A 23492-nucleotide genomic window follows, 5' to 3' on the forward strand; every position below is an offset into this window, starting at 1 on the left:
TTTTATAGTATTTGTTTTAATGTTTTTATTGTATAATCTATTTCTTCTTTTGTATTTAATTTACTGAATGAAAACCTCACCGATGTTTTTTTAGCTTCATTTTCATTTATAATGGTATTCAATACATGAGAACCTTTATTACTTCCACTTTGGCAAGCACTACCTCCTGAAACAGCAATTCCTTTCAAATCCAAATTAAAAAGTAACATTGAATATTCTTTAGGAAAACGCACATTTAAAATAATATAACTACTTTGATTACTGTCTTCTGAAAGACCATTGAATTGAATTCCTTCAAAATTAGTTTTCAACTTATTTATAAAATAACTTTTTAACTGTTGAATATATTCAGACTCTTGTTGCATTTTTTTACAAGCAATTTCAAGGGCTTTTTCCATGCCTAAAATACTGTGTATATTTTCGGTTCCGGCTCTTGCACCTCTTTCCTGTTCTCCACCATGCAAAATTGGCTGAATACCAAATCCTCTTTTTATATAAGCAAAACCCACACCTTTTGGTCCATGAAATTTATGTGCGCTTGCTACAAAAAAATCTATAGGATTTTGTTGTACATCAATAGGAAAATGCCCCACAGCTTGTACAGCATCAGAATGAAATAAAGTGTTGTTTGCTATACATAGATCGGACACTTTTTTAACATCTAAAATGTTTCCTATTTCATTATTCACATACATTAAACTTACCAATTTCTTGTCGTTGGTTTGTTTTAACAACTCTTCTAAATGCTTATAATCTACCTTGCCATTTTCATCTAAATCGACCCAATTTACAGTAATTTTAAACTCTTCAACCAAACTTTCAATAGTATGCAATACTGCATGATGTTCAATTTTTGAAGATATAATTGTAGTAATACCTAAATTTACTACTGCATTTCGTAAAATAAGATTATCGGCCTCACTTCCTCCGGCAGTAAAAACAATTTCGTTTGCAGTTGCATTTAAACATTTTGCAATATTTTTACGAGCAGTTTCAACCAAAGATCTTGATTTTCTGCCAATCTGATGTGTTGATGACGGATTTCCATAAACCGTTTGCATTGTGCTTGTAATTGTATCAATTACTTCAGGCAACATTGGTGTTGTAGCGGCGTTATCTAAATATATAGTTTCCATTAGACAGCGAAAGTAAAAAATATATTGTTTTAATTAATGCTAAATAACCTAAAACAATTAATTTTGCCAATATTTGATAAAAGAATGAAGAAATTAGTTATACTGTTTTTATTGTTTACAATTGCCGCATGTAATGATGGTGACTTTGATGTACCTGCTTTTGACTTTACTGAAAACCTTAATAAATGTGGAGAATATGTATTGTACAGAGCCAATACTGATAAAACTGAAGCCTTAATTTTAACTCTTAAAGAAGGACATTTAACAACTGATAGTTTTAATGTTTCTAACAACATTACACTTACTTACAGAGTTTTTGATGAAAGTTTTGGAACCAATTATTTTTGTCAATCTATACCACCTTCTTCACCAAAAGTTTTAAAAGAACTAAAGGCAGATTCAAATACATCAGTTAATATTATTGAAACCGTTGAAACTGAAATTAGAATTGACACACTATCAACAGGCGTTAAAATTGATACAATTGTTACAAGTTCATACGAAATAAATTTTACAGATATGGTTTTAAAAAATGACCAAAACGATAAAATTTATTATGAAAGTTATGATTTTGGAACGTTTGAAATTATAAACTAGTTTTTAGGGTTTTGGTAAATATAAACTTCCGTAGCACCTAATCCGTATTTTTTAAACGAAGCCGCATACCAATCAACATGATATTTTTTAAACAAATATTCCAGTTCTGTTTTTAAAACTCCTTCACCTACACCATGAACAAAAACCACTCTTGGAATTCTGTTTCTAATAGCATATTCCAATTTTTGTTTTGCAGTTTCAATTTGCAAGTTTAACATATCGTAATTATCTAAACCTTTTGTTGATGAAGTTAGATGATGAATATGCAAATCTACTTCCATTGGAGGCAATTTATCTGTTTTAGTTACAGTTTTAAACTTTGATTGTTTCCGTTTCGGTTTTTCATTTATCTTATCAAATAAATCTTCATTAGAAATATCGCTAAATTTAGACAACTCGGCCTGATCTTTATCAACAATTACCAACTCACTTGGCGCAAATTCAAAAGGAAAACCGTCAATAGTTTCAATAACAATTTTATTTTTATCAACGACAATCACTTTGCCCTTAATTACATCATCAATCACAACAACAGTGTCTCCTATCTTAAAATTCATAATCTTAACTTTTTATTAATTTTATAGAAATAATAAATCAAAGTTTTAATAATATTATTGTACAAAATTAAAATTATGTTAGAAACAGCCTCAATAAATACTGAACAATTTTTTACGAATGCACTTGATAAATTAGATATAGATGAAAGCAGAAAAAATTTATTAGAGTCTATAGCCTTATTTATTGTTAAAGAATTAAAAAATAAAAAAAAAGTAAACTTAAATTATATTTGTACACATAACAGCAGAAGAAGTCAACTGGCACAAGTTTGGAGTTGTTATGCAACTCATTACTTTAAATTAACTAAAATTGAAAGCTTTTCAGGTGGTACAGCGGTTACTTCTTTTTTTAGAAATACCGTAAAAACGCTTCAAAAAGTTGGTTTTAATTTTCAAATTTTAGAGTTTTCACATCAAAATCCGGAATATTTAATTAGTTATGCCAATTGCACCAATCCAATTATTGGATTTTCAAAATTATATGATGACGATCATAACAAAACACCGTATATAGCAATTACAACTTGTTCAAATGCTGATGAAGATTGTCCTTTTATTCCAGATGCAATTCAACGTTTTCACCTTCCTTTTAACGATCCTAAAAACTTTGATAATTCAATATATCAATCACAAAAGTATTTAGAAACAAACAATCAAATAGCTGGTGAAATTCATTATATTTTTAAAAAAATAAGTGAACTTCTTTAGTATTTAAAATGTACCTACTAAACCAATATTACCTATACCGGCCTTCAATTTCCATGAAATTTTAGGCTCTTTTTTAGTTGTTTTTTCTGATGAGTTTAAAAAGTTATCAATTCCATCAACAATAACAACACTAATTACAACTCCCAAAGTAACATCGGTTAACCAATGCGCTCCTGCCCAAAGTCTTGAAACCGGCGCTATTAAACCAACAGCATAAATACCTCCTTTTACCCATAAATTATCAAATTGTTTGGCAATGGCATGCGAAGCGGTAAATGATAAAATTGCATGACCCGATGGAAAAGAATGATAACCCGGCTCTTTACTCATAAATTTAAATTTGTCCTTTCCTACACCTTCACTTGGGCGTGCGCGTCCAAAAGCATTCTTTGTTACAGTTTGTATAATACCTGATGCTGCCGCTGCAGAAATAATTAACACACCTGTTCGTCTAAAAGCTTCATTATTAGCTATTAAACCATAACCGTATACTCCTCCTGTAATCATAAAAAAGTTTTGAGGACTTCCATAGTACCATCCTATTTCTTTAAGCATGTGAGGTGCATTATCATCTTGCTCAATAAAATAATCACTGGTTTCTTCATCATACATATATAGTATACCTGTACTTAAAGCAACAGCTCCAAAAGTTAACCAATCATCTTTTTTCCATTTTAATGGCTGAGTATATGCATATTTTATACCTCCATAAATTGCCGTTGCATCAGCCTTCAATGATTTTAATAACGGCTGTTTAATTGTTTTTTCTTGCGCATTAGTAATACCAATAAAAACAATAATTAATACTACGGATAAATATTTTTTAATTCTCATTTATTAATTATAATACAAAAAGCACCTATTAAGGTGCTTTACATTTTATTAAAGTTTATAAAATTACTCAAATTGTGTATCTAGTTTTATGTAATCTAAAAATTCACTTTTAACATCTTGATCTTTAAATTTTCCTCCAAATTCAGAGGTAACAGTACTGCTAACTATATCTTTTACTCCACGAGAATTTACACATAAATGCTTAGCATCAATAACACAAGCAACATCTTCAGTGCCTAATGCTTCTTGAAGTGCTTGTACTACTTGCATTGTTAAACGTTCTTGTACTTGCGGACGCTTAGCGTAATAATCTACAATACGATTCATTTTTGATAAACCAATAACTCTTCCACTAGAAATATAGGCAACATGAGCTTTCCCTACAATAGGTAACAAATGGTGTTCACAAGTAGAGTATACAGTTATGTTTTTTTCAACCAACATTTCTCCATACTTATAATTATTGTCAAAAGTTGATAGCTTTGGCTTATTTTTAGGGTCTAAACCACTAAAAAGCTCGTTAACATAAGCTTTAGCAACTCTACGCGGAGTACCTTTAATACTATCATCTTCCAAATCCATTCCCAAAGTATCTAATATATCTCTAACGCTTGCTTCAATACGCTGTCTTTTTTCTTCATCAGAAATTTCAAAAGCATCAGCTCTTAAAGGTGTCTTAGCAGAAGAACCTATGTGGTCATCTCCTATTTCATCAATTCTATTTGTCATTACGTTTTTACCTTCAAACATTTTCTTTAGTTTATAATTTGCAAATTTACAACTTTGTTTTAATGTTGTATAGTGATTTTAAGTAATTCTTCTAAACTACATAATTGTTGCTCACCTGTTTGCATATTTTTTAGTGTGAATTTTTTATTGGCTATTTCGTTAGTACCTACTATTACTACAAAAGGAATATCTCTCCTGTTAGCATAGTTCATTTGCTTTTTCATTTTTGCGCTATCAGGATATAATTCTGATTTGATGTTATTTTTTCTTAATTCGGCTAAAGCTTTCATACAGTAAAGAGCTTCAACTTCTCCAAAATTAACAAATAATACCTTTGGTTTTGGTAAATCTACTTCATTAAACAAATTAAGTTCTTCCAATACCAAATAAATTCTATCCAAACCAAAAGAGATTCCTACGCCACTCATATCTTTTAATCCAAAAATTCCTGTTAAATCATCGTATCTTCCACCTCCACCAATAGAGCCCATATTAACGCCTTCAGGTGCACTTACTTCATAAATTGCTCCTGTATAATAATTTAAGCCGCGAGCCAAAGTAACATCAATGGTTAATTTTGAAGATTTTAGGCCTAACGTTTCAATAGTATTTACAACAAAACGTAAATCAGTTACCCCTTGCAATCCTTCTTCAGAATTTGATAACATTTCTTGTAACTGATCCTGTTTTTCAAGATTAGTGCCATTAAAACTGAATAATGGTTGTACTTTTTCAATAGCTTTTTCAGAAATTCCTTTCTCCTGCATTTCTTTAATTACACCATTGGCTCCAATTTTATCTAACTTATCAAGTGCTACTGTAAAATCTATCAACTTATCTTTTTCGCCAATAATTTCGGCAATTCCTGCTAATATTTTACGATTGTTAAGTTTTATAGTAACTCCTTCTAATTTTAATTTATTAAAAACGGCATCATACAACTGCACAAACTCTACTTCTTGCCACAATCCTTTACTTCCAACTACATCGGCATCACATTGGTAAAATTCTCTAAAACGTCCTTTTTGTGGTCTATCGGCACGCCAAACAGGTTGCATTTGGTAACGTTTGAACGGAAATTCAATTTCGTTTTGGTGCTGTACAACATAGCGAGCAAACGGAACTGTTAAATCGTAACGTAAAGCTTTTTCTGATATTTTCGAAGTTACTTTTAAACTATCTTTATCTTTCAAAAATGATTCATCAACCTTATTTAAATAATCTCCTGAATTTAATATTTTAAAAATCAATCTATCTCCTTCTTCCCCATATTTACCCATTAAAGTATCAGAATTTTCAAAACTAGGAGTTTCTATTGGTTGAAAACCAAAGGTTTCGAATACTTGCTTAATGGTTGAAAATATATAATTCCGTTTAGCTACTTCAGTAGGAGAAAAATCGCGTGTTCCTTTTGGTATGCTTGGTTTTTGTGCCATGTTCTGTAATTAGTTTGCAAATATCTAAAATTTTAAAAACTAATTAAAGCTTTTCTAGTATTGATTTTTCCTTTGGTGTTAAAGGTACATCGTTTTCAAATTTTTCTTTTGTCGGGAAAATTGTAGACATGATTATTATTAGAATACCTACTAAAATAAAATAAAAAATATTGTTTGATTGCATTACAAAAATAATACACATCAATGCAGGAAATTCTAACATGGCAACTCTATAAATATGTGCAGTACTGTATTTTGCAGCTTTTAGATATAAATCTTGCTTTAAGGTTATTTGGCTTATTTGTTTTGTATATATCTGTTTACTAACCAAATTTCCAATAAATGAAATAAATATTGCCATATACAAAAAAAGTTTATCTTCAGTATATGAAAAGTATAGTTGATTTTTAGTTATGTAAGCAATTACTAAACCAAAAACAATAACTCCTGAAACCAGTGCTATATGGATAATTTGTAATGATTTTATAAAATCTTTAGGTTCTTTATTGATATAACTCATTGATTTGATTTTGAAGGTTTAAACATTTTAAAAACTTTGAATAGTATCCAAAAAATTGCAATAATGCAAATAATAGCTAAAACAGGTATAAATATTGAAATTAAAGACATAAATATAGAAGTACCTGTCTCAACTGTTGAAATCATTGGATTTGCTATACCTGCTGTACCAGCTGTTGAAGCCAAACGTGTTGTACTTGTTGTACCTTTTATTGCTGCTGCTGTACCGCCTCCTGCAATAATTGCTAAAGCCCATGTTAAAGCTGGATCTAAATCGCTTACCGTTGCAACCATTACAGCTGTTCCGGCTACTGCAGCCAATGGCACAGCTATTGTATCCAATAAATTATCGAACCAAGTAATTAAATAAGCTAAAATCTCAAAAACAGTAGCAACTCCCAATGTAATAATGGCTGTTATGCTACCAACCCATTGCCAACTTTCGTTTAACGGAATAATATTAAAATAGGATGCTAAACTTAAAGCAAACAATGGAACAAAAATTCTAAAACCTACTGAGGCTGCCAATCCTATTCCAATAAGAATACTCACAATAATTTCCGGTGAAAAGTCCATTTATTTAATGTTTAAAAATTGTATTGGCCTTCTTTAGATCTTCCGGAGTATCAATACCAATAGCAATTTGATTTGTTTTTACCATTTTTACTCTCAAACCATGTGCCAAAAAACGTAAATTCTCTAATTTTTCAGCAGCTTCTAGCCTATTTACGGGTAATTTGGTAAATTTAAGCAAGGCTTGTTTTCTAAAAGCGTAAATACCAATATGTTTATAATATATTGCTTTTGATTTTTCTCTTGGATACGGAATTGGAGAACGCGAAAAATACATGGCAAAATTTTGCTCGTCAGTTACAACTTTTACATTATTTGGATTGTTAATTTCTTCATCATCATCCATTTTAATCATTAATGATGCTATATCTACATGATTATGAATATCATTTTGAAAAACTTCCAATAGCTTTTTTAAAGGTTCTTTTTGTGTAAAAGGTTCATCACCTTGAACATTTACAACAATATCAACATCTAAATTTTCAATTGCTTCAGCAATTCTGTCGCTTCCAGATTCGTGATCTTTAATACTTTTAATGGCTTTACCTCCGTTTGAAGTAATTTCATTATAAATAATATCACTATCGGTAACCACATAAACTTCATCAAACAGATTGGATTTTTTTGTTGCTTCGTAGGTTCTAACAATTACGGATTTGCCTGCTAAATCTTTCATTAATTTCCCCGGAAATCGGGTTGCTTCGTAACGAGCAGGAATCATTGCTACTACTGTTTTCATTGATTTTCTTTTTTTATTTGTTGGAACCTTCTAAGTATATTAATGCTCGCATTGAGTTCAAAACCAAGTAATAAAATTATGGAATTTAACCAAACAAAAAGCATAATTATTAATAATGTCCCAATTGAACCGTACAACTCGTTATACGTAGCAAACTTTAACACATAAATTGCAAAAAGCCTAAACATAACTATCATTAACAAAGTTGTTAATATGGCTCCCGGTGAAAAAAACGAATTATGTTTTACTTCTTTTGTACCGTATTTATATAAAAATGAAACAGAAACAAAAAGTAATAAAGTAAAAAATAAAAATTTCCCTTTTTCTATCCAAAAAACCTCATCATCTAACCAGCCATGCGTTTTTAAATCATTAATTACTATTTCAAAATACACAATTAAAGCTACAGTTAAAACAAGAATCACAGCCAATATAATTGCCATTGCCATTGAAATGAAATATTGACGTATAATATTTCTCATTTGAGTTACATGATATGAATATTCAAAACCACCTAAAATAGCATTTACACCATTAGTCATTAAAAAAATGGATGCTATAAAACCGAATGAAAGCAAACCTCCATAGCGGTTATTGGCAATGTCATTTATTACTCTTTGAACAGATTCAGCAGTATTAGGCGGTAATAGCTGCTCAATCATATCTAAAAAATCTTTTTGAAAACCTTCAATTGGCACATAAGGAATAAGTGTAAGAATAAACAGCATAAAAGGAAACAATGCCATAAAAAAGCTAAAAGCTATACCTCCTGCACGTGATGTTAAAGCACCTTTCACAATACCAACAACATACATTTCAATAATGTCATACAAAGACATCCCTTGTAAACCCGGTATTTTTACAGTTTTACCAAGTTTTACTACCCAATTTAAAATTGGTATTTTAAGTAATTTGTCTTCTATTTCTTTACTCATTAGTTTATAAGGTTCAGAGATGCAAAGGTATAAAGTCTAAAAATTACCTTATTTTTTAATTGATTTTGCTTTTAATTTCCTAATTAAACTAGATAACATTCTTTCTATTTCTCTTGTAAATTCATATAACTTATTAAAACTATCTTTAACTATATATTTTAGATTAAATGCTATTTCAACTTGAGTTTGTAATTCAAACAATGAACCTAAAGAAATATTTAAAAATCGTACGTAATCGTTTAAACTATTTCTCCCATAACCTTCTGCTATATTACTGGGAATAGAAATTGCACACCTTCTAATTTGAGATGTCAAACCAAAATTTTCATCATTTGGAAATGATTTGGAAACCTGATATATATCTGTGACCAAATTCATAGATTTTTCCCAAACAATTAACTCTCTATATGTTTTCATTAATACTTTACCTTTTACTGCAATTTTAATTTGTTACTTTTTCCTTAGCTCCTTTAACACTTTGTGCCTTTACTCCTTTGTGCCTTTGAATCTTATCACCTCTTTATACAGCCTTCAAACTTAAATCCATATTTGAAACAGAGTGTGTTAAAGCTCCGGAAGAAATATAATCTACACCACATTCAGCGTATTTTTTTGCAGTTTCTAAAGTTATACCTCCTGAAGATTCTGTTTGACATTTATCGCCAATTAATGCAACGGCTTTTTTAGTATCTTCATAATTAAAATTATCAATTAAAATTCTGTAAACACCTCCGGCATATAAAATTTCTTCAATTTCTTCTATGCTCCTGGCTTCAACAATAATTTTTAAATCGAGATTTTTTTCTTTCAAATACTGCTGTGTTTTGGTAATTGCTTTTGAAACTCCTCCGGCAAAATCGATATGATTATCTTTCAGAATAATCATGTCATACAAAGCAAATCTATGGTTTTCACCTCCTCCAATTTTTACCGCCCATTTTTCAATGGCTCTAATTCCGGGTGTAGTTTTACGCGTATCTAATATTCTTGTTTTAGTACCTTTTAGCAAATTGGCAAATTGCTGAGTTTTAGTTGCAATAGCACTCATACGCTGCATTGCATTTAGCACTAAACGTTCTGATTTTAAAATAGATAAAGAACTTCCTGACACATAAAAAACAATATCTCCATACTTAACACTTTCACCATCGTTAATTAATGTTTCAACCTTCAAGTTTTCATCAACATAATTAAAAATTCGTTTAGCAAATTCAACTCCGGCAATTACGCCATCTTCTTTTACCAATAATTTTGCTTTACCTTGTGTTGAAGAAGGAATACAAGCTAATGAACTGTGATCACCATCACCAACATCTTCTCTAATTGCGTTTGAAATTATAATATCAAGTTCCTTCTCAAATTGTTTTTTAGAAATCATTTTTAAAGTGTATTTTCAAACAAAAATAACTTTTTTATTTTCAAAAAATTCATCTTTAATTCTTTTTATATTTACAAAATGAAACGAACGTTAACAAATTTAATTTTTCCCTTTTTATTAAAATATTAATATTTTTAATGTGAGAACGAATGTAATGAGAGGTACAAGCGTTCTTAATTTTATAAAAAATTGATTAATAGTTAATTATAAAATTTATTACGTGTGAAAATAAAATTACTTGCTATTGGCAAAACAGATGATAAAAATTTACAAACCTTAATTGATACATATCAAAATAGGTTAAAGCACTATGTGAGTTTTAAATTAGAAGTAATTCCTGATATTAAAAATGTTAAAAACCTTAGCGAGCAGCAACAAAAAGAAAAAGAAGGAGAGTTAATTTTAAAAAAACTAGAAGCTACCGATCAATTGATTTTATTGGATGAAAAAGGAAAAGAACTCAGGTCAATTGAATTTTCAAAATATCTGCAAAAAAAAATGAATGCAGGTATAAAACAATTGGTTTTAGTAATTGGTGGTCCTTACGGTTTTTCTGATACTGTTTACCAAAAAGCACAAGGAAAGGTTTCTTTATCAAAAATGACATTCTCTCATCAAATGATTCGTTTATTTATTACTGAACAATTGTACAGAGCCTTTACAATTTTAAAAAACGAACCCTATCACCATGAATAAATTAAAACTGGTTTTTGCAACAAACAATAAAAATAAATTAAAAGAAGTTGAAGCTATGCTTCCTCATTTTGAAATTGTAAGTTTAGAAGCTATTAATTGTTTTGAAGATATACCTGAAACGTCTGACACTTTAGAAGGCAACGCAATTATAAAAGCTAATTTTATTACTGAAAAATACGGACTAAATTGCTTTGCTGATGATACTGGACTTGAAGTTGAAGTTCTAAATAATGAACCTGGAGTATATTCAGCACGTTATGCAGGAGAAAATTGTACTCCGGAAGATAACATTCAAAAATTGTTAAAAGAACTTGGAAATAATCCGAACAGAAAAGCTCAATTTAGAACTGCTGTTGCGCTTAATATTGAAGGTAAACAATATATTTTTGAAGGTATTTGCAAAGGTGAAATTTTAAAAGAAAAACATGGCGAAAATGGCTTTGGCTACGATCCTATTTTTAAACCCGAAGGTTTTTCTAAATCTTTTGCAGAAATGAATTTAGATGAAAAAGGTAAAATTAGCCACAGAGGCAAAGCAATTGAAAAATTAGTAACTTTTTTAAATAAACATACTTGGTAAGCCCAATAAAATCATATAAAAATACATTCGTAATACTGTTTATTACACTTATAATTATCTTTTTAATTAATATAAGTTTAGGTTCCGTTTACATTCCTTTAAAACAAATTATACTATCATTTTTTGATGGTAATGTTGAAAAAGAAGCATGGAAATCTATCATATTACACTACAGATTACCTAAAGCTATAACAGCCATTATTGTTGGTTCCGGGTTATCGATAAGTGGATTGTTAATGCAGACATTGTTTAGAAATCCTCTTGCCGGTCCGTTTGTATTAGGAATCAGTTCCGGAGCAAGTTTAGGTGTTGCAATTTTAATTTTAGGAGCCTCGTTTTTAGGTGCTAATATTACTTCTTATGCTTTTACCAATTGGGGACAAGCAACTGCTGCAAGTATTGGAGCTTTTTTAGTGCTTTCGGCGGTGATATTAGCTGCTCTAAAAGTTAGAAATACGATGTCTATTTTAATTATAGGGTTAATGTTTGGCAGCTTAACATCGGCAGTAATAAGTGTATTGGCTTATTTTAGCAGTGCAAACCAATTGCAACAATATTTATTTTGGAGTTTTGGTAGTTTAGGAAATTTAAGTTGGAAAGAAATTTTAGCATTGTTAATCGTTTATTTTATAGGAATTGTTTTAGTTGTTTTAATAATAAAACCCTTAAACAGTTTATTATTAGGTGAAAATTATGCTAAAAGTATGGGTGTTAATGTAAAACGAACAAGAAATATAACATTAATTGCTACCAGTTTATTAACAGGTGTAATTACTGCTTTTTCAGGTCCTATTGCTTTTATTGGTTTAGCTGTTCCTCATTTAACAAAGCTTCTTTTTACAACCTCAAACCATAAAACTTTATTACCTGCTGTTGCTGTAAGCGGAGCAATAATTATGTTAATTTGCGATAGTATTTCACAATTACCAAGCAGTGAATATACTTTACCCATAAATGCCATCACATCTTTATTTGGAGCACCCATAATTATTTGGCTATTAGTTAGAAAACGTAAAATAAATTATTAATTGAGTACACTACATAAACATATAATTAAAACTTCAAATTTAAGTATTGGCTACGCTTCTAAAAAGAAGAAAAATACTATTGCCAGTAATTTAAATATTGAATTAACCAAGGGGAAATTAGTTTGTTTATTGGGTAAAAATGGTATTGGTAAATCTACTTTATTAAGAACATTAACCAAAGTTCAACCTGCTTTGAGTGGTGAAATTTTCATAAATGATTGTAATTTAAAAGATTTAAATAACCTTGAATTATCAAAATCTCTCAGTTTGGTTTTAACTGAGCGTTTACCGGAAAATAATTTATCGGTATACGAATTAGTGGCTTTAGGACGCCAACCTTATACAAATTGGGTAGGAACTTTAACTGAAAAGGATTTGCATTTTATAAAAACTGCTTTTGAGCAAACAAACACCACTCATTTAATCAAAACCAAATATTATGAATTAAGTGATGGTCAGTTACAAAAAATATTAATTGCCCGAGCTTTAGCCCAAAATACCGATATTATTGTTTTAGATGAACCAACGGCTCATTTAGATTTACATCATACCATTGAAACTTTTGCATTGTTAAAAAAATTAGCTTCAGAATTTAATAAAACTATTATTGTTTCAACTCATGAAGTTAATTTAGCACTTCAATTAGCCGATGAACTTTGGCTAATGACCCCTTCTAATTTTATTTCAGGAGAAACAGAAAAACTGATTGTTAATAATGATTTAGATACACTTTTTGATTCCAATTTAATTAGTTTTAATAAAACTTTAAAACAATTCACAATCTTAAAATCCTAACTTATTTAATATATTTGGGAAATTTTAAATTTTAAAATGAAAAAAATCTTATTATTTACTGCTTTAGCCCTTATTATTAGCTGTAGCAGTAGTAAAAATACTGCTCATAATATTTCAAAAAATCCTGTTTTAAATACTATAAACGCTACAGTATTTGCAAACTCCATAACACCTGCCGATTTAAAAAAACATCTTTATATACTAGCTTCAGATGATTTTGAAGGAAGAAATACAGGTGAACCAGGGCAAAAAAAAGCTGCTGATTATATAAAAGACTTCTATATCTCTCAAAATATTCCATCACCTTATGGAGGAGAAGATTATTTTCAAAGCATTCCTACTGAACATTTAAAACCGAAATTAAAACCTTCAGAAAATGTTGTTGCATTTATTAAAGGAACTGAAAAACCGGAGGAAGTTGTGGTAATTTCTGCTCATTACGACCACCTTGGAACAAAAAATGATAAAATATACAACGGTGCCGATGATGATGGCTCCGGCACAGTTGCTGTAATGGAAATTGCAAAAGCCTTTCAAAAAGCAACTAATTCGGGTTATGGTCCAAAAAGGTCTATTCTTTTTTTACATGTAACAGGTGAAGAAAAAGGATTATTAGGCTCTAAATACTATACAAACTTTCCTATATTTCCGTTAGAAAAAACAGTTACAAATTTAAATATTGATATGATTGGCAGAGTTGACAATGCTCACCAAGATAATCCAAATTATGTGTATGTTATTGGATCGGACAAACTTAGTACAGAATTACACAACATTTCTGAAAAGATTAATGCTACGTATACAAATTTGAATTTAGATTATACTTATAATGATGATGAAGATCCTAATCGTTTTTATTATCGATCAGACCATTACAATTTTGCTAAAAATAATATTCCCATCATTTTTTATTTTAACGGAACTCATGACGATTACCATAAACCTACTGATACGCCGGATAAAATTGACTATGAATTATTAGCTAAAAGAACACAACTGGTTTTTTATACAGCTTGGGAAGTAGCTAATAGAGAACAAAGAATAATTGTTGATAAGTAAAATTTACCTGCCTTATTTTTTAATGCAATATTTTAAACATTAATTCTTTTAAAATATCACCTACCGGTAGTGCATTTGCTCCTACTCCTTTACTTTTAACATCAGCCTCACGTAAAAAAGCAATTATTTGTGAAACTTTTTTCATAGGATAGTTCTTAGCGGCCACAGCATAATCTGACACAAAAAACGGATTTACTCCTAAAGCTTTTGCAACACTATTTTTCGATTTATCTTTTAAACTATGGTATATAAGCATTTGCGTAAAAAAACTATTCAAAAGTGAAATAGTCATAACAATAGGATTTGATTTTTGATTTTGAGCAAAATAATTAATAATCTTATTCACTTTTAACACATTACGTTCACCTATTGCTTTTCGTAATTCAAAATTATTATAATCTTTACTAATACCAATATTCTCTTCAATATCTTTTGGAGTAATTGTAGATTGTTTTGGTAAAATAACCATCAATTTGTCTAGTTCATTACTAATTTTACTTAAATCAGTACCTAAAAATTCAACTAGCATAATCGCAGCCTTGTTATCAATTTTATAATTTTTACCGGCTAAAACTCTTCTAATCCAATCTGCTACCTGATTTTCATATAGTTTTTTACTTTCGTAAACCAATCCAACATCTTGGATAGTTTTGTATAATTTTTTTCGTTTATCTATAGTTTTATACTTGTAACAAATTACTAAAACTGTTGAAGGCTGTGGATTCTCGGCGTATGAAGTTAATTTATCAATAGTCCGTGACAACTCTTGGGCTTCTTTAATAATTACAACCTGCTTTTCTGCCATTATTGGAAATCGTTTGGCATTGTCAACAATATCCTCAATTGTCACATCTCTTCCGTACAAAACCATTTGATTAAAGCCTTTTTCTTCTTCAGTAAGCACATTGTCTTCAATAAATTCTGAAATTTTATCAATATAATATGGTTCTTCACCCATTAAAAAATAAATAGGTTTTATTTGTCCATTTTTAATATCAGAAACTATTTTGGTAACGTCACTCATTTATAAAAAAAAATTAGCATTTTTGCTGTATGCAGTTATTGAATTTACCTACATATAAGTTCAAAATCAAAAGTAGCGAAAATAAGTATTTTATTTTTGATATTGTGCGAAAAAAATATGTTAGCCTAACACCTGAAGAATGGGTTCGCCAACATATAATACATTATTTGATTGAAGAAAAAAAGTACCCGATTTCTCTAATAGCTATTGAAAAACAACTTACCATAAACAAATTAACAAAGCGTACCGATATTTTAGTTTTTAATACCGATGGTTTACCTCATATTATTGTTGAATGCAAATCGCCCTCCGTAAAAATAACACAAGAATCATTTGACCAAATTGCTAGATATAATTTAAAATTAGAAGCAACATACTTACTAGTAACCAACGGTTTAGAACATTTTCACTGTTATATGGATACTATTAAAGAACAATATATTTTTTTAGAAAGTATACCCAATTACACACATGATTAAAAAAATAGTTCCTTTTTATTAACGATTTTAAAGTAAGTTTGCAAACGTGAAAACAGCCATTGTAATATTAAACTGGAACGGAAAACAATTATTGGAAAAATTTATTCCTTCAATTATAGAAAACAGTAACTTAGAAAATGTTACTGTTTATATTGCCGACAACGCTTCAACTGATGATTCTATAGCATTTATTCAACAAAATTATTCCACTATTAAAATTGTTAAAAATGAAGTGAATGGAGGTTATGCAAAAGGGTATAATGATGCTTTAAAAAATATAAATGCTGATATTTATGCATTGGTAAATTCTGATATTGAAGTTACTAAAAATTGGCTTTCACCAATTATCTCAACTTTTGAAAATGAACCAAATACTGCCATAATTCAACCTAAAATATTAGATTATAAAAACAAATCTTTATTTGAATATGCCGGAGCCGGCGGTGGATTCATTGATAAATTTGGATATCCTTTTTGTAGAGGAAGAATTTTTTCGAATTTAGAAGAAGACCATCAGCAATATAACGATGCAACAACTATTTTTTGGGCATCGGGTGCTTGCTTTTTTATTCGTTCTTCAGTTTTTCATCAACTTCATGGTTTTGATGAAGATTATTTTGCACATCAAGAAGAAATTGATTTATGTTGGAGAGTTCAAAATTTAAACTACGTCATTAAATATGTAGGATTATCAACAGTTTATCATGTTGGTGGTGCTACTTTAAAAGAAGCTAACCCAAGAAAAACTTTTTTAAATTTTAGAAACAGCTTATTTACTTTGGTAAAAAACTTGCCTAAAAAATCGTTATTCTCAATAATCTTTACTCGTTTAATTTTGGACGGAATAGCAGGAATTAAATTTTTATTGGAATTTAGACCTATACATACTTTCGCCATCATTAGAGCTCATTTTAGCTTTTATCACTTTTTACCTAAAATGCTAAAAAAACGTAAAATTATAGCACCTAAAAACGACTACTATTTAACAAAAAGTATTGTTTGGCACTATTTTGTACTCAATAAAAAAGTTTTTAAAGAGATTCAAAAACATTAGACTACTATAAATCTTCTACACTTCCTTTACCTTCACGTAAAACGGTTATTTCACCTTCAGACAAATCAATAACAGTAGACGGTATATTTCCTCCATAACCACCATCAATAACCAAATCTACTTTGTTTTCCCATTTTTCAAAAATAAGTTCCGGATCGGTAGTGTATTCTAACAAATCATCTTCATCATATATTGATGTAGAAACTATTGGGTTTCCTAACCTTTTCACCAATTCTCTAACAATATTATTATCAGGAATTCTAATACCTACCGTTTTTTTATTTTTAAAAGCTTTAGGTAAATTATTATTACCCGGTAATACAAATGTATACGGTCCCGGTAAAGCTCTTTTTAATATTTTATAGGTTGGTGTATCAATTTGTTTTACATAATCTGACAGATTACTTAAATCGTAACAAATAAATGAGAAATTTGCTTTTTCTAATTTAATACCCTTTATTTTAGCAACTTTTTCCATTGCTTTCATATTGGTAATATCACAACCAATACCATAAACAGTATCTGTTGGATAAATAATTAAACCTCCCTTTTTTAAAACCTCAACCACTTTGTTTAACTCACGTTCGTTGGGATTTTCTTCAAATAATTTAACTAATTGTGCCATACATCATCATTTTATGTTTAAAACAAATATAATTTATTTTAAAATGAAAAAACCTGCTTAAGCAGGTTTTCTTATGATATACTATTTATTAAATTATTTATTATGATTTTTCAATCAATCTAAAGCCTTCACCATGTATATTGAGTATTTCAACATTTTCATCTTCTTTTAAATACTTTCTAAGTTTTGCAATGTAAACGTCCATACTTCTAGAGGTAAAATAATTATCGTCTCTCCAAATTTTTGTTAAGGCTAATTCTCTTGGCATTAAATCATTTTTATGACTGGCCAGCATTTTTAACAATTTACTTTCTTTTGGAGAAAGTTTTTGAGGCTCTTTACCATCAAATGTTAAATGACGTAATTTTGAATTAAACTCAAATTTACCAATTTTAAACTCAAACGTATCTTCTTCAACAGTTTGCCCTGTTTCCTTACGTTGCAGTATTGCCTTAATTTTATACAATAACACTTCAGAATCAAAAGGTTTGTATAAATAATCATCGGCACCGGATTGATATCCTTTTAACACATCTTCTTTCATAGTTTTAGCAGTTAAAAATATAATTGGCACTTCAGAATTTGTTGCTCTTATATCTTTTGCTAATGAAAATCCATCTTTACGTGGCATCATAACGTCTAAAATACATAAATCAAATTCATCATTTTTAAACATTATCAATCCTTCCAAACCATCTTTAGCAAGGGTAACTCTATAATCATTTAACGATAAGTAATCTTTTAAAACGGTTCCAAAATTAGGATCGTCTTCAACCAGTAAAATTCTATTATTTTCCATATTTTTATTTTAAATTAAAGGTAATTTAATTATGAAAGTACTTCCAACTCCTTTCTCACTTTCAACATATACATCACCTTGATGAATCTCTATTATTTTTTTTACATATGAAAGTCCTAAACCGTGACCTTTCACATTATGAATATTGCCTCTTTCTTCTCTATAAAACTTTTTAAATACGTGTTTTTGAACATTCTTTGTCATACCAATTCCCTGATCTTTTATCTGGATGACAATGTTTTTACTTGTATTTTCTGTGATAATATCAATTTTTGGAGAGTTATTTGAATATTTTATAGCATTATCCAATATATTTACTATAACGTTAGTAAAATGAAATTGATTGCCTAAAATCTCGGTTATTCCTGCATTAAAATGCATTTTTATATAACCTCCTCTATTTTTAATAATCAACTCAACATGTGTAACAGCCTCTTCAATTATATCGTGTACATCAATCTTTTCTTTTGTTACATCTAATTGATTTTTTTCGAGCTTAGAAATTCTTAATACATTTTCAACCTGCGCATGCATTCTTTTATTTTCTTCACGAATCATTGCAACATACCTCTGTACTTTATCTTTATCTTCTATTATTTTAGGATTTTTAATTGCATCTAGCGCTAAATTTATGGTTGCAATTGGTGTTTTAAATTCATGCGTCATATTGTTTATAAAATCCGTTTTAATCTCAGAGATTTGTTTCTGCCTTATTAACTGATATAACGCACTTACAAAAGCTAAAATTATAATTAGAATAAAAAAAGCCGATAAAACCAATATTTTTGTTATTGAAGAAAGAATAAAGTTCTTTTTCTCCGGAAAAGTTACAAATAATTGATAATTACTATTTCCATTCGCATCGGCAAACATTGGTACTTTATAACTTTTACCTTCTTCTTTTCTAAAATAACCCGATTTTACTTGAGTTGCCAAACCATTACTATAAATACCGTATTTAAAATTGGTATTTATTCCTCTGCTACTCAACTCTTTTTCCAAACTCATTGTAATCTCTTGATTACTAACTCTTTTATGAATAGGTAACTTACTTGTATACTGATCGAATACTCTTTCTAAATATGATTTTTCAGCACCTTCAAATCTACCCATTTTAATAAACTTTTCTTCCGGCGGATTTGTAGCGTCTAATAAATTATCTTTAGTAATTACAATTTCTTCTTTACTAAAAATCTCTCTAAAATCAATAGTATCATTTTCAAAGAACTCGGTTGGGACTTTATAATTTGCTTCTATAATACTTTGAGAATATGTGAAACGCTCATTATTTACTGTATCAATTTTCTCAAAAATAAATTTACTGACATCAGAAGCTTTTAATTTTTCTCCCTCTTTATAAATATCTAAAAGTTTATGATAAAATTCATCAAACTCTCTTTGTTTTATATCTTCAGAAACCTTTGCTAATGCAAATCTGACATTCGATGTAAATTGCCCTTCTGTAATTTGTATCGTATTTTTAATCCAAAATACCTGAACAGTAATTATGCCTATTAAGGCAACACTCATTAATACAATGATGAGCAAAAAAAACCTCTTCCCCATTATTCAAAATTAAACTTTTAACAGCAAACGTATTACTTTTTAACGCAGATTAACAAAATATATAATTTTTTAACAATTTATTAAGAATATATCTATTTATGAATTAAAATCAACAACCAAGTTATAAATAGTTTTTACCTGTTGTTCAGTACTTTTTAAATCACTATTAACAATAACAAAATCAGCCTCTTTAATCTTAAAATCATCATTTAGTTGATTGTTCATTCTCTCTAAAATTTGCTTTTTGGAAACATTATCACGTTTTATTATTCTTTTAATTTTATCATTAAAATCAGCTGTAACTGTAATAATAAAATCGCACATTTTATCTGTTCCGCTCTCAAATAGAATTGCAGATTCATACATTATAAAATCTGCAAATGAATTAGCTATAAAGTTAGTAAAATGTTCCTTTACTTTTGGATGAACCAAATTATTTAAAGCACTTAATTTTTCTTTATCATTAAATACTATTGAGGCTATAAAAGCTCTGTTCAATTCTCCATTACTATAAGAACTGTCTTCAAATAAATTTTTAATTTGCGACACCAACTCTACATCATTTTTCATTAATTTTTTTGCTTCAATATCAGCTATGTAAGCCTTTACACCAAGCTCTTCAAACATTTTAAGCACTGTAGATTTTCCACTACCAATTCCGCCTGTTAAACCAATTATTTTCATTTTTGAATTAAGAATTCTATTTGGTTTGGATTAATTCTTATGGATGAAATAAACTCACTTTTTTGCATAATTACCGGAGTTAAAAAACGAATTAAAGTATCGTTTTGGTATTCTTTATAATCAAACGCTACCTGAACGCTATTTTTATTAATTTTATTAAAATTTGAAAGTCCGGCCTGATAAACAATTTCTATTTCATTTGGAAATGGTCTAACTTTAACTCCTTCCGGTTCATTAATTATAGTTACAGGTATTGTAAAACTTCCTTCGGTAAATTTATCAACTTCTCCTTTTATTTTAACACTTTTATCTGAAAGTACAATATTTTTTTTTAATGGAGTTTTTAAAGGTAAGTCAATATTTATATTTTCGTAAACTTCATTTAATTTTAAGGTAGTTGTGGTTATCTCTTTTACAGAATCAATGTATTTTTCAGGTCCTGAAATTATTATAGAATCAGGTATTATTTTTAAATCTTCAGTTAAATTATAACCTAATTTGTATTTTATATCTATTGAAGGGTTAACAGGTATTTTTTTTGAAATATTATTACCTAATTCAATAAAAATAGTATCGCTCAATATTTTAACAATTTCAGTTTCACTAGGCAATTGTGCATTTAAATTAGAAATTTGTGCATTAGGCAATAAATAATAAGAGGTATTATTTTTTATAACATTTTTTAAGTTTAATGTTATTTTATGCTTAACAGCTTTGTATTTTACCAAATTAAAACCCGGAGCTTTAATTGCAACATTTACCTCTTGAATTGGTTTGCTTTGCAATAATTTATCGGCAGGTAAATTTTTATATTCTATTTTAAATACTGCTGAACTTGTATAGGTTTTAGACAATTCAATCAACAACCAAATAATTGATGTTAACACTAAAAAAAATAAAAATATTCTTACTTTTCTATTGTTTCTTAGCGACATTCCAGGTTTATTAACAGCTGTTTTCATATTTAAAATAAAAACTAAATATACAAAAAAAGTGAGCTTTACAGCTCACTTTTTATTGGTTGAGAATTTTTTATTTCTTTTCTATAGGAGCTTGATATTTTTTACTGAGATCCATAGAAACTGCTGTTCTTTCAAATTTGATTTTACCGGCACCTGTTTCAATTATTACAGTATTATCACTGTCAACAATATCAACAATTTTCCCATGTATTCCACTCGATGTTACAACTTTTGTTCCTTTAGTTAAAGAATTTTGAAATTGTTTTTCATTTTTTTGACGTTTCATTTGTGGTCTAATCATAAAAAAATATAGAACCAAAATCATCAATAAGAAAGGTAACATAGTTGTTAATGAACTTCCTCCTCCTGTTTGTAAAAAAATTGTTGTGTACATTATCGTATTTTATCTATTATTTGTATTAACTTTTTTTGATTACTGTGCCCGAAATGCGTAATATTTCAGTTGCTTTTTCTGAATTTGTTTGAAGTGTAATTGATTTGCTTTGCTTTCCGGATCTTCCTCTTGAGTTAAATGAGAATTTAAGCTCTGCAGAATCTCCCGGTTTAATAGCTTCTTTTGGCCATTCAGGTACTGTACAACCACAACTTGCTTTTGCATCTAAAATAATTAAATCGGCCTTACCTTTATTAGATATTACAAATATACCTTCAACAACATCACCTTCTGTAACACTTCCAAAATCATATTCTCTTTTGTCAAAATCAATAATGGCACCACCTAAACTTATTTTTGCATCTCTTTCTTTAGCACTTTCAATATTAGATGCTTTAATTTTTGATGAAGCGTTTTCTTTACAAGAAACCATAAAAAAAGCTGCGCAAGCTAAACCTAAATATACTATTTTTCTCATGTTTGTATTGTTTGTTTTGTGTAAAATTAAAAAATTATAACAATCCTCTGCCAATTTTTTCTATTCTTTTTGAAGCCATAAAATCTTTTAAAATTTTATCTAAAACTCCATTTATAAAAAAACTACTCTTCTCTGTTGAGTAATCTTTGGCAATTTCAATATATTCATTTATTGTAACACGTGTAGGAATTGATGGAAATTTTAAAAATTCGCAAATTGCCATTTTTATTAAAATCATATCTATTTCGGCAATTCGTTCGGCATCCCAATTAGGTGTTTTATCAATAATATATTTTTCAAACTCTGTATGATTTAGTACCACTTTTCTAAATAAATCAAGCACATATTTTTTATCATCTTCATCTTTATACAATTGCCCTAATCTAAATGATTTTTTAGGATTTAGCTGATTTAAGGTTTTAACAATCCATGTATTTACAAAAGGAATATCATCAACCCAACTTATATTCTTATCCTCAAAATAATCGGCCAATTTATCATTCGGTGCAATAATCTCTTTAAAAACAGCTATTACAAAATCTTTATCATCTTGGAATGATTTTTTTGAAGATTTCATGTAATTAGCATACAAATTGCTTTCTTTAATCAGCTTCCAAACTTCTTTAATATATTCGTCATCCAGTTTCCAATTGTTTAATTTATTAGATTCTAAATATTCATTTAACGAAACACTATCTTCAAATAATTGAAAAATAGAATTATCAATAAATTTTGTGTTTGGATTTAGTTCTTCTGCAGTGGCTAAAAACTTTTTTCTTGAAATTTCAATATGATTTTTCTCCATATTTTTAACTTCAACAAATAAACGAAGTAATAGTACATACAAATCGTACATTTTATCTATACTAGCGTATAAAAATTTTTCTTCTTTAGTAAGGTTATCACTTTTAGACTGTAGTATTGCATATACCGATTGCATTACTTTAATTCTAATATGTCTTCTATTTATCATTTAAAGAACTTTGAAAAAATTGTGTTTTTAACGCCACAAAAATAATATTATTTTTTATAAATAAGATGTTGTTTTCATTTTTTTAAACAAAGTTAAATCTATATTAAAATACAACTATTAAAATAATATTGATGTATATTCGTGCTTTAAAATTT

Annotated in this window: 29 protein-coding genes; 9 read left to right on the forward strand and 20 right to left on the reverse strand. The window is 28.7% G+C overall.

Translation table 11 applies throughout. The features are described 5' to 3' along the window. Window positions 1-2: 2 nt before the first annotated feature. Complete coding sequence (locus tag HGB55_RS02115) at window positions 3-1136, reverse strand: cysteine desulfurase family protein (RefSeq protein WP_168814199.1); 1134 nt, start codon at window positions 1134-1136, stop codon at window positions 3-5. An 84-nt stretch (window positions 1137-1220) separates the two neighbouring features. Here HGB55_RS02115 and HGB55_RS02120 point away from each other — a divergent pair, with 84 nt between their 5' ends. Beyond that, window positions 1221-1733, forward strand: a complete 513-nt coding sequence (locus HGB55_RS02120) for a hypothetical protein (RefSeq protein ID WP_168814201.1) — start codon at window positions 1221-1223, stop codon at window positions 1731-1733. Here the strand turns inward: HGB55_RS02120 and HGB55_RS02125 are convergent. Continuing rightward, window positions 1730-2290, reverse strand: a complete 561-nt coding sequence (locus HGB55_RS02125) for a DNA mismatch repair protein MutS (RefSeq protein ID WP_168814203.1) — start codon at window positions 2288-2290, stop codon at window positions 1730-1732. The two genes, HGB55_RS02120 and HGB55_RS02125, sit on opposite strands and share 4 nt — an antisense overlap. A gap of 75 nt (window positions 2291-2365) precedes the next feature. On the opposite strand from HGB55_RS02125, the gene HGB55_RS02130 reads away from it, so the two are divergent. Next, complete coding sequence (locus HGB55_RS02130) at window positions 2366-2998, forward strand: hypothetical protein (protein ID WP_168814205.1); 633 nt, start codon at window positions 2366-2368, stop codon at window positions 2996-2998. A 3-nt stretch (window positions 2999-3001) separates the two neighbouring features. Here the strand turns inward: HGB55_RS02130 and HGB55_RS02135 are convergent, their stop codons facing one another. From HGB55_RS02135 to nadC, 9 genes are all read right to left on the reverse strand, one after another. After that, window positions 3002-3832 carry a phosphatase PAP2 family protein gene (locus HGB55_RS02135; protein ID WP_211047324.1) on the reverse strand — a complete coding sequence of 277 codons (831 nt, stop codon included), beginning with the start codon at window positions 3830-3832 and terminating at the stop codon, window positions 3002-3004. A 63-nt stretch (window positions 3833-3895) separates the two neighbouring features. Continuing rightward, entirely contained in the window at window positions 3896-4582 is a 687-nt protein-coding gene (folE, locus tag HGB55_RS02140) for a GTP cyclohydrolase I FolE (protein ID WP_168814207.1), read from the reverse strand. Between the two features lie 38 nt (window positions 4583-4620). Beyond that, entirely contained in the window at window positions 4621-5997 is a 1377-nt protein-coding gene (hisS, locus tag HGB55_RS02145; RefSeq protein ID WP_168814209.1) for a histidine--tRNA ligase, read from the reverse strand. Window positions 5998-6040: 43 nt separating this feature from the next. Beyond that, window positions 6041-6517, reverse strand: a complete 477-nt coding sequence (locus HGB55_RS02150) for a hypothetical protein (protein ID WP_168814211.1) — start codon at window positions 6515-6517, stop codon at window positions 6041-6043. Beyond that, window positions 6514-7092 (reverse strand): DUF4126 domain-containing protein, encoded by a 579-nt coding sequence (locus HGB55_RS02155; protein ID WP_168814212.1) that lies wholly within the window; start codon window positions 7090-7092, stop codon window positions 6514-6516. The genes HGB55_RS02150 and HGB55_RS02155 overlap by 4 nt, the downstream gene beginning before the upstream one ends. A 4-nt stretch (window positions 7093-7096) precedes the next feature. Further along, entirely contained in the window at window positions 7097-7828 is a 732-nt protein-coding gene (gene kdsB, locus HGB55_RS02160) for a 3-deoxy-manno-octulosonate cytidylyltransferase (RefSeq protein ID WP_168814215.1), read from the reverse strand. After that, entirely contained in the window at window positions 7825-8763 is a 939-nt protein-coding gene (locus HGB55_RS02165; RefSeq protein WP_168814217.1) for a YihY/virulence factor BrkB family protein, read from the reverse strand. The genes kdsB and HGB55_RS02165 overlap by 4 nt, the downstream gene beginning before the upstream one ends. A 48-nt stretch (window positions 8764-8811) precedes the next feature. Continuing rightward, a complete protein-coding gene (locus tag HGB55_RS02170) occupies window positions 8812-9180 on the reverse strand; it encodes a four helix bundle protein (protein ID WP_168814219.1) in 369 nt (122 codons plus the stop codon). Between the two features lie 103 nt (window positions 9181-9283). Next, the gene (gene nadC / locus HGB55_RS02175; protein ID WP_168814221.1) at window positions 9284-10141 is read right to left on the reverse strand and encodes a carboxylating nicotinate-nucleotide diphosphorylase; all 858 of its coding nucleotides are present in this window, start codon (window positions 10139-10141) and stop codon (window positions 9284-9286) included. 222 nt (window positions 10142-10363) lie between these two features. Between nadC and rlmH the strand changes: the two genes are divergently transcribed. Genes rlmH through HGB55_RS02200 form a run of 5 tightly spaced genes read left to right on the forward strand, consistent with a single transcriptional unit; the run spans window position 10364 to window position 14299 of the window. Further along, a complete protein-coding gene (gene rlmH, locus HGB55_RS02180; protein WP_168814223.1) occupies window positions 10364-10837 on the forward strand; it encodes a 23S rRNA (pseudouridine(1915)-N(3))-methyltransferase RlmH in 474 nt (157 codons plus the stop codon). Further along, entirely contained in the window at window positions 10830-11417 is a 588-nt protein-coding gene (locus HGB55_RS02185; RefSeq protein ID WP_168814225.1) for a non-canonical purine NTP diphosphatase, read from the forward strand. Before rlmH ends, HGB55_RS02185 begins: the two co-directional genes overlap by 8 nt. Beyond that, window positions 11411-12445, forward strand: a complete 1035-nt coding sequence (locus HGB55_RS02190; RefSeq protein ID WP_211047325.1) for an iron ABC transporter permease — start codon at window positions 11411-11413, stop codon at window positions 12443-12445. Before HGB55_RS02185 ends, HGB55_RS02190 begins: the two co-directional genes overlap by 7 nt. Then, entirely contained in the window at window positions 12446-13240 is a 795-nt protein-coding gene (locus HGB55_RS02195) for an ABC transporter ATP-binding protein (RefSeq protein ID WP_168814227.1), read from the forward strand. Window positions 13241-13276: 36 nt separating this feature from the next. After that, a complete protein-coding gene (locus tag HGB55_RS02200; protein WP_168814229.1) occupies window positions 13277-14299 on the forward strand; it encodes a M28 family metallopeptidase in 1023 nt (340 codons plus the stop codon). Window positions 14300-14318: 19 nt separating this feature from the next. Here HGB55_RS02200 and holA read toward each other — a convergent pair whose 3' ends face one another. Further along, window positions 14319-15323: a DNA polymerase III subunit delta gene (gene holA / locus HGB55_RS02205; RefSeq protein WP_168814231.1), complete on the reverse strand. Its 1005-nt coding sequence runs from the start codon at window positions 15321-15323 to the stop codon at window positions 14319-14321. A gap of 29 nt (window positions 15324-15352) precedes the next feature. Here holA and HGB55_RS02210 point away from each other — a divergent pair, with 29 nt between their 5' ends. Together HGB55_RS02210 and HGB55_RS02215 are read left to right on the forward strand one after the other, a co-directional pair. Beyond that, window positions 15353-15802 carry a type I restriction enzyme HsdR N-terminal domain-containing protein gene (locus HGB55_RS02210; RefSeq protein WP_168814233.1) on the forward strand — a complete coding sequence of 150 codons (450 nt, stop codon included), beginning with the start codon at window positions 15353-15355 and terminating at the stop codon, window positions 15800-15802. 46 nt (window positions 15803-15848) lie between these two features. Next, window positions 15849-16856, forward strand: a complete 1008-nt coding sequence (locus HGB55_RS02215) for a glycosyltransferase family 2 protein (protein ID WP_168814235.1) — start codon at window positions 15849-15851, stop codon at window positions 16854-16856. 4 nt (window positions 16857-16860) lie between these two features. Here HGB55_RS02215 and HGB55_RS02220 read toward each other — a convergent pair whose 3' ends face one another. From HGB55_RS02220 to nusB, 8 genes are all read right to left on the reverse strand, one after another. Further along, a complete protein-coding gene (locus tag HGB55_RS02220) occupies window positions 16861-17481 on the reverse strand; it encodes an L-threonylcarbamoyladenylate synthase (protein ID WP_168814237.1) in 621 nt (206 codons plus the stop codon). Window positions 17482-17581: 100 nt separating this feature from the next. Then, window positions 17582-18280: a response regulator transcription factor gene (locus HGB55_RS02225; protein ID WP_168814238.1), complete on the reverse strand. Its 699-nt coding sequence runs from the start codon at window positions 18278-18280 to the stop codon at window positions 17582-17584. A gap of 9 nt (window positions 18281-18289) precedes the next feature. Then, window positions 18290-19810, reverse strand: a complete 1521-nt coding sequence (locus tag HGB55_RS02230; protein ID WP_247649173.1) for a sensor histidine kinase KdpD — start codon at window positions 19808-19810, stop codon at window positions 18290-18292. Window positions 19811-19942: 132 nt separating this feature from the next. Next, on the reverse strand, window positions 19943-20530 hold the full coding sequence (coaE, locus tag HGB55_RS02235; RefSeq protein ID WP_168814240.1) for a dephospho-CoA kinase: 588 nt from the start codon (window positions 20528-20530) through the stop codon (window positions 19943-19945). Further along, complete coding sequence (locus tag HGB55_RS02240; RefSeq protein WP_168814241.1) at window positions 20527-21492, reverse strand: hypothetical protein; 966 nt, start codon at window positions 21490-21492, stop codon at window positions 20527-20529. Before HGB55_RS02240 ends, coaE begins: the two co-directional genes overlap by 4 nt. A 70-nt stretch (window positions 21493-21562) precedes the next feature. Continuing rightward, the gene (yajC, locus tag HGB55_RS02245; protein ID WP_168814242.1) at window positions 21563-21886 is read right to left on the reverse strand and encodes a preprotein translocase subunit YajC; all 324 of its coding nucleotides are present in this window, start codon (window positions 21884-21886) and stop codon (window positions 21563-21565) included. Window positions 21887-21911: 25 nt separating this feature from the next. Next, the gene (locus HGB55_RS02250) at window positions 21912-22364 is read right to left on the reverse strand and encodes a DUF1573 domain-containing protein (protein WP_168814243.1); all 453 of its coding nucleotides are present in this window, start codon (window positions 22362-22364) and stop codon (window positions 21912-21914) included. Between the two features lie 34 nt (window positions 22365-22398). After that, window positions 22399-23337, reverse strand: a complete 939-nt coding sequence (gene nusB / locus HGB55_RS02255) for a transcription antitermination factor NusB (protein ID WP_168814244.1) — start codon at window positions 23335-23337, stop codon at window positions 22399-22401. Between the last annotated feature and the right edge of the window lie 155 nt (window positions 23338-23492).

The sequence above is a fragment of the Lutibacter sp. B1 genome (assembly GCF_012524075.1).
Lineage (GTDB): Bacteria > Bacteroidota > Bacteroidia > Flavobacteriales > Flavobacteriaceae > Lutibacter.